The 12722-nt window shown below is 41.1% G+C and carries 8 protein-coding genes and 1 pseudogene; 1 reads left to right on the top strand and 8 read right to left on the bottom strand.

Annotated features, from left to right (window positions below; genetic code table 11):
- Positions 1–81: 81 nt before the first annotated feature.
- Complete coding sequence (locus IPH84_11640; GenBank protein MBK7173859.1) at positions 82–1101, top strand: branched-chain amino acid aminotransferase; 1020 nt, start codon at positions 82–84, stop codon at positions 1099–1101.
- 177 nt (positions 1102–1278) lie between these two features.
- Here the strand turns inward: IPH84_11640 and IPH84_11635 are convergent, their stop codons facing one another.
- The 8 genes and pseudogenes from IPH84_11635 to tatA all read right to left on the bottom strand — a co-directional run bounded on the left by IPH84_11635 (position 1279) and on the right by tatA (position 12367).
- A complete protein-coding gene (locus tag IPH84_11635; protein MBK7173858.1) occupies positions 1279–2430 on the bottom strand; it encodes a serine hydrolase in 1152 nt (383 codons plus the stop codon).
- Between the two features lie 26 nt (positions 2431–2456).
- Complete coding sequence (pyrF, locus tag IPH84_11630) at positions 2457–3299, bottom strand: orotidine-5'-phosphate decarboxylase (protein MBK7173857.1); 843 nt, start codon at positions 3297–3299, stop codon at positions 2457–2459.
- 126 nt (positions 3300–3425) lie between these two features.
- Positions 3426–4495, bottom strand: a pseudogene (gene prfA / locus IPH84_11625) (peptide chain release factor 1).
- Between the two features lie 209 nt (positions 4496–4704).
- Positions 4705–6453, bottom strand: a complete 1749-nt coding sequence (locus IPH84_11620) for a hypothetical protein (GenBank protein ID MBK7173856.1) — start codon at positions 6451–6453, stop codon at positions 4705–4707.
- A 40-nt stretch (positions 6454–6493) separates the two neighbouring features.
- Complete coding sequence (locus tag IPH84_11615; GenBank protein ID MBK7173855.1) at positions 6494–8191, bottom strand: TldD/PmbA family protein; 1698 nt, start codon at positions 8189–8191, stop codon at positions 6494–6496.
- Between the two features lie 78 nt (positions 8192–8269).
- Positions 8270–9436 (bottom strand): phosphoribosylformylglycinamidine cyclo-ligase, encoded by a 1167-nt coding sequence (locus IPH84_11610; GenBank protein ID MBK7173854.1) that lies wholly within the window; start codon positions 9434–9436, stop codon positions 8270–8272.
- Positions 9437–9455: 19 nt separating this feature from the next.
- Positions 9456–11906 (bottom strand): OmpA family protein, encoded by a 2451-nt coding sequence (locus IPH84_11605; GenBank protein ID MBK7173853.1) that lies wholly within the window; start codon positions 11904–11906, stop codon positions 9456–9458.
- 68 nt (positions 11907–11974) lie between these two features.
- A complete protein-coding gene (gene tatA / locus IPH84_11600) occupies positions 11975–12367 on the bottom strand; it encodes a twin-arginine translocase TatA/TatE family subunit (protein MBK7173852.1) in 393 nt (130 codons plus the stop codon).
- Positions 12368–12722 lie beyond the last annotated feature (355 nt).

Below are 12722 nucleotides of genomic sequence, written 5' to 3'. Positions count from 1 at the left end.
AAAGTTGTTTTTTGACTTGTGGGTAGCATCCCTTTCAAGTCCTTCGTTTTCAGGATAATAATTAATAAAAGATATACGAAAATGACCAACATTGAATGGAGTACCCTCCCTTTTGGTTACCTGAAGACCAATTATAATATCAGGGCTTATTTTCGCGAAGGTGAATGGAGCAAACTGGAGATTTCTGATTCGGAATACATTCCAATCCATATGGCTGCAACAGCATTGCATTATGGACAACAAGCCTTTGAAGGACTTAAAGCATACATGGGCAAAGATGGGAAAATTCGTCTGTTCCGATGGGAAGAAAATGCAAAAAGGATGCAGGATTCGGCCAATGGAGTATTGATGGCTGTTCCACCCGCTGAGTTATTTAAAGAAGCCATCATTACAGCGGTAAAGATGAATAAGGAATTCGTACCTCCTTATGGAACCGGTGCTTCACTCTATATTCGTCCACTATTAATTGGAAGTGGTCCAAGAGTTGGTGTTAAACCTGCCGATGAATATATGTTGCTTGTATTTGTTTCACCTGTTGGTCCCTATTTTAAGGAAGGGTTTAACCCGGTTAGTATTCAAATTGCTCATGATTCTGATAGAGCTGCCCCTCTTGGCACCGGAAAATATAAAGTCGGGGGCAATTATGCTGCCAGTCTGATGGCAGGAGAACGCGCCCATAAACAAGGCTTTGCTTCTGCTTTGTTCCTTGATGCCCGGGAGAAAAAGTATATTGATGAAGCCGGCCCGGCCAATTTCTTTGCCATTAAAGGAAATAAGTATATTACACCGCTTTCAGAATCAATACTTCCTTCCATAACTAATAAAAGCCTGATGACTTTGGCTGAAGATATGGGAATGACAGTTGAAAGAAGAAAAATTCCTGTTGAAGAACTCGCAGAATTTGATGAAGTCGGAGCATGTGGTACTGCAGCTGTTATTTCACCGATAAGAAGAATCGTGGATCCCGTAACCGGGCAGGAATTTCATTATTGCAAGGATGGTAAAGCCGGAGAGGTTTCAACAAAATTATATAAAATGTTGCTGGGAATTCAGTATGGTGATGAACCGGATATTCATAACTGGATCACAATTGTCCAATAATTGATAGTTTCTTTGATTAATGGCTGCCCAACCAGGCAGCCATTATTATTTTTGTGCCTATCTAATTGATCCGGCATTGGCTACACATGCTGAAGAGCCTTTTCATTTAGTAAAAGGGGCAATAGTGAGACATTTACACTGCACTTGTGCATTTGTCTTCACGAGGGTGAACAGGAATTAGTAAATAGGTCCGGAATTCAGCAAATTGATGGCTGCATCGAGATATATATAAACATCCTCCGGAACATTCCCTCTCTTTATTTCACTCCTTTTATGGCCGAGCCTAACCACTACCGTTTTCAATTCCGGGATCACAAAGATGTATTGCCCCAGGATTCCCCTCGCATAGATAATATTCATTCCCTTGTATGTAAGTCTCCAGAACTGGTAGCCGTACCAATCGCATTTCTCGCCAGATTCATTCACAAGCCAGGTTGCAGGAGAAGTAGCTTCCATCATATATTCCCGTGAAATAACCTGTTTCTGGTTGAATTGGCCGGTATCCAGCACTAACTGACCGATTCGGGCAAAATCAGTTGCATTACTGTTAAAACAACAGTATGCTTTCTCATGTCCATCTTCTGTGTCTAAACTCCAGTAAGCATCATACTGAGCCCCCAGCGGTTGCCATAATTTTTCCGACGCATAAGTTGCTAAACTCTTACCGGAAGCTTTTTCTATGATAATGCTAAGTAGTTGTGTATCACAGCTTTTGTATCTGAATATTTTTCCCGGAGCCTCAGCAATTTGGAGTGAAGTCACTAATTCAGATAAGTTTTGGCCATAATATGCCTGGGTAGTCTTTGAAAAAGCGCTTGAATAGGCTTCATCCCAATCTAACCCGGAACTCATGCTAAGTAAATCTTTGATCCGGATGTTTTGGTATGCTTCACCTTTGAATTCCTGTATATAATCTGTGATTGGCTGATCGAGACTCTTAATTTTTCCTTCATCCAGCAGACAACCGATAAGCAGTGAAACGATGCTCTTTGCCATTGAAAATGAGTTGCTTAGCGAAGAGTCAGCATATCCATCCCAATATTCTTCATGCAGCAGGCTATCATTTTGAATCACAACAAAAGCCGTTGTTCCATATTGCCTGAAATAGGCAATAGAGGAATCGTTTATTACTAATTTGTTGTATTCCGGATGTTTTTTCCAGGGTAAGGGAATGCCCTTTGCAACTTGCCTGTTGGCGAAAAGTGAGTAATCGTCAATTCCAGGGTGTTGATACACAATGGCTTTGCGCAAATAAACTGGTAAAAGGAGCCAGATCAAGGCCAGGGATAACAAAACAATACTTATGACCCGGAACAATTTCTTATTCATAAGGGTGAGGATGAGGTGATGAAATGCTAAATAAGATCCTGCTGCATAAGAAGGGCTTGCATATCTTTTTGCATACTGGATGCTTCTTCGGCTGCTTTTTCTGCAAAATCAGGATCAGCTGAAGCAAAAAGAATGGAACGTGAGGCATTAACAAGGAGTCCGCAGTGGTCATTCATTCCATACCTGGCCACTTCCTGCAGGCTACCTCCCTGGGCTCCGACACCCGGAACCAGAAGGAAGTGCTCAGGGACAATTTTTCTGACTTCTGCCAGCATTTCTGCACGGGTGGCACCCACAACATACATCATATTATCAGGAGATCCCCAATGCCTGGATGTTTCCAATACTCTCTCAAAAAGAGGAATTCCTTCAGCATCCTTGTTTAACTGGAAGTTATCAGCTCCTTTATTTGAAGTTAATGCTAAAAGGATGACCCATTTTCCATTGAATCCAAGAAACGGAGATACGGAATCTTCCCCCATATAAGGCGCAACTGTAATAGCATCGAAACTAAAACCTGATGCTGATTTATCAAATGCAGCCTTTGCATATTGTGAAGATGTATTACCAATGTCTCCGCGTTTGGCATCAGCAATAGTGAATACCTCATCCTTGAACTTTTCTAAATAGTTCATGGTTTTATGCAGGCTTTCCATTCCTTTCAAACCACGACTCTCATAAAATGCCAGGTTGGGTTTATAAGCGACAGTAAAAGGCAAGGTAGCATCAATAATAGCCTTATTAAACTCGAAAACAGGGTCATCAAAATCCATGAGATGCCTGGGGATCTTTTGAAGATCACTATCAAGTCCGACACAAAGAAATGATCTTTTATTCCTGATCAGATCGAAGAGTTGTTGACGATTCATGGGATGGTGATGAAGGGATGATAAATTTTTTGTCCTTTGGGGGGTGGGGGAGCCTCCCCCCCGGGGGGGGGGGTGGTTTCCGCCCGCCGCCAAAAAATTCCCTTTCCCAGCAATTGGAAAATTTGATTATTCAACAGCAGCTTTGAGCCGTTCAGCATTTTCAGCCAGTTGCAGGGCATCGATTACTTCCTGGATATTACCATCCATGAAGGTTGAGAGGTTATAAAGGGTCATATTGATGCGGTGATCTGTCACACGGCTTTGAGGATAGTTGTAAGTCCTGACTTTGGCAGAACGATCCCCTGAAGAAACCATGGTCTTTCTTTTTTTGAAATTTCATCCAGGTATTTCTGGTATTCTCTTTCAAAGATGCGTGTCCGAAGAACCGTCATGGCTTTCTCAAAATTCTTTATCTGAGATTTTTCATCCTGAATTGCGACCACAATTCCGGTTGGAACATGCGTGAGTCTGACAGCAGAATAAGTGGTGTTTACGCTTTGTCCACCCGGGCCTGAAGAGCAGTAGGTATCTTTACGGATATCGCTGGGTTTGAGATCAACATCAAATTCATCGGCTTCAGGCAGAACGGCAATGGTAGCAGCTGAAGTATGAACACGGCCCTGGGTTTCGGTTGCAGGAACACGCTGAACACGATGAACCCCTGATTCATATTTAAGCACTCCGTAAACCCCTTCTCCTTTAACTTCGAGGATAATTTCCTTGAATCCCCCCATAGTACCTTCGGCCATGCTCACGAGTTCTAATTTCCATCCGCGGGTTTCGCAGAATCGTGTATACATGCGATACAGATCTCCGGCGAAAAGACTGGCTTCATCACCACCAGTACCTGCCCTGATTTCAAGCACGGCATTTTTGCCATCCTGTGGATCAGAAGGAATGAGTAAGAGACGAGTATCTTCTTCCAGGATATCTTTCTGGCTGATCATGCTTTCAAGCTCCTCACGGGCAAAAGCCCTCATTTCTTCATCTTTCTCTTCAGTTAGCATAACCCTTGCAGCCTCGATATTTTCTGTAAGCATTTTATACTGCTTGTAGGCGGCTTCAACAGGTTGCAACTCTTTAAAATCCTTAGAGAGTTTTATATAGTTCTTCATATCCGACATTACAGCAGGATCATTGATTTGCTGCTCAATACTGATGTAACGGCTATGAATGGCTTCTAATTTATCTAACATATTAATGCGTTCATTTTTGCGGGTGCAAAGTTAGTCTTTTTTATCTGAGAAATAAGAGTCCGGATTGTGACTAAGGAGGAGATAAATACCTTTGAATACTGCTGCAATTATTCATGCCAAAGGCTGAAATCATAACAAATACAGATACAGCAAAAACGTGACAGGAGTTCACGTTTTAGTCCCTTAATGTATGAACTTTACTTCAACCCTTAATTTACTTTCTTTATGGTTGGGTAAGGTACCAATCTTTTCTCCGTCCCATACTGAGAATTGCTGCTAAATCTGAAATTTCCGTTTTCAACAAGCACAGCATCCGGTACTATAAAACTCACCGGCAATTCCTGGAGATAAGAGTAGAAATCATTTTTTACAATTTGGGTTGATGAGAATCCTAATAGCCTGTCTGTCTGTGTTTTCATATAGCTATCATTATCAGAAATATCTTCCTTAATTAATCGTTCCGACTGATCGGCTATTTTTACCAGAAAGTATTGATTGCTACAGTAATTTTTACCGATAAAAAGAGGCCTTACTATCATTGCATATTCGAGGTTGCGGTCTTCTGCTTCTTCCAACAGCATCTTTCTCAGTTCTTCCTTACTTTTCCCATTTTTAGCATTTACCACCAATACCCCGGGTGCAACCTGGTCGTTAACTGATAATCCTCCGAACCTTGAATGTCCATTGGGAACCTGCTGGTTAGGAGTAGGAATGCGGTTATTTAACATGTTTTTCAGTACCCCATTTTCCACCAGGAGTAAGGTGTCGGGAGGAGCTATGCCTTCCGCATCCATCGGATAATAACCATAGAGTGGGGTGCCCTGGAATTGTTTCAGGGAGGGGCAATCCAACACAGTCAGGTCTTTGGAGAAAATCCTTTTATTATACTTCTGTTCATCACTGTCATTCTGCTTTACCGCTAGCGTGCGATTTTCATTACTAAATACCTCACGGGAGGCAATAAGTGTATTTGTCCCCTCAAAAAAGTATTTCCTGAAGTAATCGGCACTGGAGACTCCTTCGTATAGCACAGGGCCGGAATAGTCTTCGGGGATGGTATCCGGAATTCTGTTGTTTAATAAACGTGTTTTTATTAATTGACAAGCCTGAACCAATTCATCTTCACCAGGTAATTCATTCATTGTTAATCCATTGAATCCTATGCTTTCAATTAATGTACTTCCGTTAACATCAAAGCAATTGGCCGATAAATTGATGGAAAAACTTGTATAGGGATGATGCAGGACAGTACCTTCAGTATTATAGTAATAGGTCATGTAATTCCTTGCATTAAACGTTGCTTCAGAATCGATAAACACTGTATCCTCAAGAAAAATACCTGATAACTTCTTTAAGAGGCTTGACATTTTCTGCCTGTCGAACTCAATGACTTCAGGTGCTTTAATATTTGTAACAGCTGTAGAAGGATTGAAATCTCTCAATCCTTCGTTGGGATTATTACCAGCTTTCCTGTTAATAGCTTCAATTTTATGTTTATAATGGTCGTTTGCTGACCGATAAACTTCATCAGACATTTGCCAGAAATACCTCCTGATTGCCCAATAATCTGCCTCCTGCGGCAATGTTGTAAATTGTCGGAATGCAGAAGCAGAATTATAATTGCTTTCGGTATCATTGAAGTTTTCATCATTCAATTCATAATTTCCTACCATAAGCCTAAGGGTTCCGGCATTGTTCGGATCGAACCGGTCATAATAAACTGTACCCATTTTTGCCCCGCAGCGATACTCTTTTCCCCAGAGCAAAGTATATGCAATAAAAAACGGTTTTTGCATATCAGTATCATTCAGTTGATGAAAACTTCTGAATAGTTCATCCTTAAGCGCTGATGTAACAATTTTTTCTTCCTCTGGATTAATTGAAGTCAATTGGGCATAGCTTCCGAATGTGATACCTAAGCAAAAGAAAGTGATTGCTATATTGAAAAGTGATTTCATATTTAATGATTATTACAATGGGATTCTACTCACCTGATGATTAATTGGATGATATTGTTGTAGCCGAAGGTTGTACCAGGAATGGCTTCTCAACATGAAATTCAGGTGTTTTCTGTGTTTCAATTTTCTTTACAAAGAAGGAGGGGCATACGATGGTTACCGGGATGGACCCTGATTCTGCACCACAAAACCCCGGGAATAATTCAGAGTCATCGCCGGCGGCTTCTATTTCTGAAAACATGGTTAGCGGGGTTCCAATAAGTGAAACCTGACGCACCATCTCATCCGGCCTTCCATCAGCATAAACCCTGTATATCTCGGTAGGAAAAACAGTAAAAACATTGGCCATATAAACTGAGTTTAAGGTGAGACCTCCTGAAACCTGTTTGAAATAATAGCCATACTCTTTTTTCTGTCGTTTGCATTCAGATATCAGTTTTTTCCTCAATTCCGCTTCATTATATGTTTTCTCTGATTCAACAATCATGTTGGATTGCCTGGAAACAGCTCCCGATCCTATCATGGCTCTTCCATGTCCGTTGGATTGGTTGAAACCTTTGACAGGCTTTCGTGACATAAGGAAATCCTGCAAAACTCCGTTTTCAACCACCTTTACCTTTTTTGCGAGGATCCCTTCATCATCATATTTATAGCTTCCGGTAAGATGCTGACCCTTATAATCTTTGCTAGTAGGATCAAAAGAGATGCTGATGTATTTTGGAAGAACAGTTTTACCAAGCTTATCACCAAATGTTTGACTATCATTCATATCTGCCAACCGATGCCCTTCTACCCTATGTCCGAATATTTCGTGAAAGAATACGCCTGCAGCCTGCGGTGACAGCAGGGCCGGACCACTGTATGGCTGTGCAATGGGAGCATCCTTCATCAATTTCATCCGTGTAATCATCTGCTGCAGGTCAATCCTGATATTCTCGATCGATTTCAGTTCTGAAGGGTCGTTTACTGAATAGGTTAGCATATCCACAGCCAATTGGTTGTCAGTAGTCCTGATTAACCCCATGATCATCAGCATACATGATTGTTTATTCTGACTAATTTCCTGGCCTTCAGAAGTTACAAGGTGTTGCCGGTTCTGATTTGTGGCAAAAAACACTGTTCCTGCCATGAATGAAGTATCTTCAAGAAATTGTGATGAGAGAGACGAACATTTTAACTTCCACTCATCCAACAATGATTTATTGATGATACTTTCAGGAACTTCTTCATAATACACTAAAGCATCTGCCTTAGTAAAGTCGTCGACATCCTGTTTAAAACCTTCATCATCCCTGGCATCCAGTACTTGTTTATATTGATCTTTTGATCGCTCATAAGCATAAGCTGTTGCATTCCACATTTCCAGACGAAGTATCTGTTCATCATATGTCCATGGTAACATAACCTGGCTGGGTTCCAGCATGGGGTTTGATCCTTCAGGCAGGGCATGCGTATTGTCCATTTTATAGCTTCCAAGCCTGACGGCTGCTGTAAATGAGCGACTTGAGTCGATGTTTGCCGTGAGAACAGAACCAAAAGAAGCTTGAATTCCAAGGCTATACTGATCAAAGATTTTATATTCCATGAAGTAAGCAGGATACTCTTGTTTACTCAGGGAGTTCATTTCATGTTCCATCTCTGCTTTCATAATCCGGATGAGGGATGATTGGGCTATGCATTGGTTCTGAATGAATACAATGATTAATATTCCTGTCAGGATTGAAGATATGATTCTCATGCAGAATTTAGGTTTTTGAAGAAAAATTAACTGTTGGTTATTTACCACTTAAAATTGATGATGATAACTATCTTAAATTCAATACACGAAAAATTGTTCATCGGACTTGATAGTCAATGTTTTATGATCTGAAGCTTCCACTCTGCCGATAATCCTTGCGTCAATTCCAAAGCTTTTGGATATTCCAATGATGTCATTAGCATATTGTTGATCCAAATATAATTCCATTCGATGTCCCATATTAAATACCTGGTACATTTCTTTCAGAGAGGTGCCGGATTGTTCCCCGATCAAAGCAAACAAAGGTGGAATCGGGAAAAGGTTATCCTTAATAATATGCACATTCCCGGCAAAATGCAGGACTTTGGTTTGTCCGCCTCCACTGCAATGGATCATAGCATTTATCTTCCCTCTGAATTCTTCAAGTATTTTATGAATTACCGGAGCATAGGTACGGGTAGGAGAGAGGACAAGTCTACCAATGTCCAGGCCCGGGATTGAGGATGGGTCAGTGAGTTGCTTGCTCCCACAATAAACAACTTCTTGAGGAAGCCGTGTGTCATAGCTTTCCGGGTATTTATCCGCATATAAACGGGAGAATACGTCGTGACGGGCAGAAGTAAGCCCATTGCTTCCCATTCCTCCATTATACGTATCTTCATAGGATGACTGGCCAAAAGAAGCCAATCCGACAATCACATTACCCGGGACAATTTTATTCTCAATAATAGAATTGCGTTTCACCCTGGCTGTAACAGTGCTGTCGACAATGATTGTTCTAACAAGGTCACCAACATCTGCTGTTTCACCACCGGTTGAGAATATTCCGATGCCATAGGATCTCATTTTTTCCAGGAATTCTTCAGTACCGTTAATAATGGTACTAATTACTTCTCCGGGAATAAGGTTTTTATTTCGGCCGATTGTTGAGGATATGAATATTCCGTCAGTGATACCTACGCATAAGAGGTCGTCAGTATTCATGACGATGGCATCCTGTGCAATTCCTTTCCAGACAGACAAATCTCCTGTTTCTTTCCAGTAGAGGTATGCTAATGACGATTTTGTCCCAGCACCATCGGCATGCATTACTACGCAAGAATCCTGATCCCCTCCCGGGAAATCCGGGACAACCTTACAAAAAGCATTCGGGAATAAGCCCTTATCCAATTTGCTAATTGCTGCATGGACATCCTCTTTGGCTGCACTAACCCCTCTAAGGGTATATTTCAACTGATCCGACATCTGCTGGTCCTGCTTGCTTCTACTGGAAGATGATCTGTTTCTTTTCTTTGTCTATACTGTATTTTCCAAAACGTTTCAGGACTGATTCATTCATCAGGACTGCAGCTTTTTGTTTCTTCAGGACAGTTCCTTCAAGGTCAAATGACGATTTATTTGCAATATTGATTTCAGCGACATTAAAGATGGCCTTATCAGATACTGAGTTGTTACCAAGAATCTTTGCAGCATCACCAGCGAAATCTGTTTTACCAATGGCTCCTTCTTTTAAAAGCTTCAGGACCTGATCTTCGGAAAAGCTCAATCCAGGTCCTTCTTCACTGATCACAATATCTACATTGATTCCATTCAGTACGGCTGAAATAGTCATTGTCTGATCAGGATTCTCCAGGTATCGGAGGATATTGTCTTCCGGATTAATCTGAACCGTTACTTTCTGGGTTTGACTTACAATGGCTTTATTCTGTGTTTTAGGCACAAAGTCTTTGCTCAGGATACGGAATTCTGTCCTCCTGTTCAATGCATGAGCCGCTTCCTGTATAGGTTTAGTGGCTAAAGAATCAATGAATGTAGTTGTGAGTAAGGTTCCGGATTTAAATGAGAATCCATCTTTAGTAACATCTTTGGCAAGTTTGCGGGGAACACGTTCACCATAGCCTTTAGCAACCAAACGATCAGGATCAATCCCTCTTTCAATCAGGTAATTAACAACTGATTCCGCACGTTTCTGCGAAAGAACATCATTACTTTCGTCTGAACCTCTTGAATCGGTATGAGAAGCTAACTCAACGATAATGGTTTCATTTTCGTCCAGTGTCTTGATAAGTCCCTGCAGTGAATCCTGGTATTGAGGTTTCAGGTCCCATTTTGCAAGATCGTAAAGGATATCGGGCAGGACGACCGGTTTATCCGGGATTCTTTCAAGCATAAAATCAATGGTGAAATCCTTGCTACTCTCTAATCCGACGGTGGTTTCCCTGGCTTTTTTATTGAAATAATCATCCTTAACACACACCAATTCATAGGAAGTGCGGGCTTTGATCTGGGCTTTATTGAAACTATAAATCCCACGGGCATCTGTTTTGGCTTCAATTGAAGAGCCATCGGAGCCGGTAAGTTTCACCACTGCACCGGTGATAATCTGCAAAGTATTATCATCCTTTACGATCCCTTGAAGAGTAAACAGAACAGGTGGATTCTCAAATGAGTAGATATCATCACCGCCTCTGCCTCCTTTACGGTTTGAAGAAAAGAAACCTTTATCTTCTTCAGGATTGAAAATCATGGCAAAATCGTCGCCGGCTGAATTGACCGGGTACTGAAGGTTAACGGGTTTGTTCCAGATCCCATTGGAAAAGGTGGAGCGGAAAATATCCAGCCCACCCATCCCGGGGTGGCCATTTGAAGCAAAATAAAGGCTTGTGTCGTTGCGCAGGAAAGGGAACATTTCATCACCCGCAGTGTTTACTGCCGGCCCGAGATTAATGGCTTTTCCGAATTCATCACCGGCTGTTTTTCTTGCTGCCATCCATAAATCCTTTCCTCCCTCACCATTGGGCAGGTCGCTTGAAAAGAAAATCATGAGTTCATCAGGACTAATAGAAGGGTTTCCAAAGACTGTTGTGCTGTCTCCCCCTAATGAGAGAGGCTTGGGATCACCCCAATTTCTTCCTGAACGCCTTGAAACATAAACCTGGCAACCTTGCAGAGAGCCTTTATCATTACCACAGCGGGTAAAATATAACTGGTTGAATTTACTGTTTAATGCGGGGTTGCCTTCATTGGCACCGGTATTAATGACATTACCGGTTTCAAGCAGCACAGGGGAAGACCATTGCCCCTTGGGGTCCAGTTTTGCAATGAAGAGATCACTAAAACTCTGGCCGGTCCAGTTATCCAATGATTTTCCGGTTGCAGCATCCCGTGTTGAGGTGAAGACAATTGTATTATAAAGTTTATCAGCATAAGCAACAGAAAAATCAGATTCCTTGGAATTCAGAGGTTTCTCTACTTTAATATTGAATTTTGTAGGAGAATCTATCCATTCCTTTGCAAGTTTGCACGATTCAACCCCATTTAGTCCCCTTACGTCATCAGGTGCCTGCTCTGAATATTTCTCAAAAAACACCAGGGCATCTTCGTATTTTTCATTGCTCATCATCGCTTGTGCAAGGTAGAGGAATACAATGGGGTTCTTTTCTGCATAGTTTGTTTTGGAAATTCTTTTATATGCAGTTTCAGCCTTCTTGGTATTATTGATAAGCCGGTAGCATTCAGCCATCTGAAAGGATATTTTTTCCTTATCAGGTTTACCTTTGGCTTTTGACAGCGCTTTCTTATACTTCGTCAATGCCTGGTTATACTGCATATTGTTGAATGCATCATCAGCAGCTCTCCAATGCCTGTTTTGAGCTTGTAATGAGAAACTCAGTGCAATAAATGAGAAGATAAGTACCAGTGAACGTATTTTCATAAAGGGGGAACAATATGTATATTTAGATGCGTCAGAGCTAAGTAATCAACGAACGTGAACTGTTTTTATTATTCACTTTTTTCAGGGGGGGCAGGGGGATCAACAACAGGTTCAATTGGTTCAGGAGCAGGGACTTGTTGAGTGGGATTATTCTTAAGTTCATTGTCGACTGACAGATCCTTTACTACCCTGGCCCGTGTTTTGGAAACCTCCTGGGTTGCACTATTTATTTCATCCTTTACTTTACTTTGGGCGGCGGCAATTTCACTTCTGATTCCTGAGGATTCCTGCCTGAATTCTCGCGTAAGGTCATTCGAAGCCTTTTTCATTTCATTGATGGCACGACCTATTTTCCTGGCGATTTCAGGCATCTTCTGAGGCCCAAATACCAGGAAAACGACAAGAACAATTACTAATAGTTCACCGCCGCTGATATCAAGAAAGAGCAAAGTTGTATTCAAGGACTTCAGTTTGAAATTGATCAGGACAAAAATACTAAAGAGATGGCACTTATTCGAAAAAACAATTCAGCTGCTTATTAAGAGTAACAGATTTGATTAGTTTCTCCATGAAAAAATGAAGGTTGAAGATGAATTAATATTCAAATTATTTTATTAAAAGTAAGAAAATCAGGTAGTATTAATTTATTATAATTTTTAGCTACCTGTTTGATTATAGGTTTGTTAAAAACTGAATAATACAGAAATCAGCTGAATAATACAGCCTTCAGTGCTCATGATAATAATATTTTGATTTTTAGTGGTTTACTGATTCAAACAACTTAATACTAACTTTGTGTTATGACTTACCTTTCTT

This window comes from Bacteroidales bacterium (assembly GCA_016707785.1).
Lineage (GTDB): Bacteria > Bacteroidota > Bacteroidia > Bacteroidales > UBA4417 > UBA4417.
Note: the sequence above shows the minus strand (reverse complement) of the source record. Positions and strands in the feature narration are given on the sequence as shown.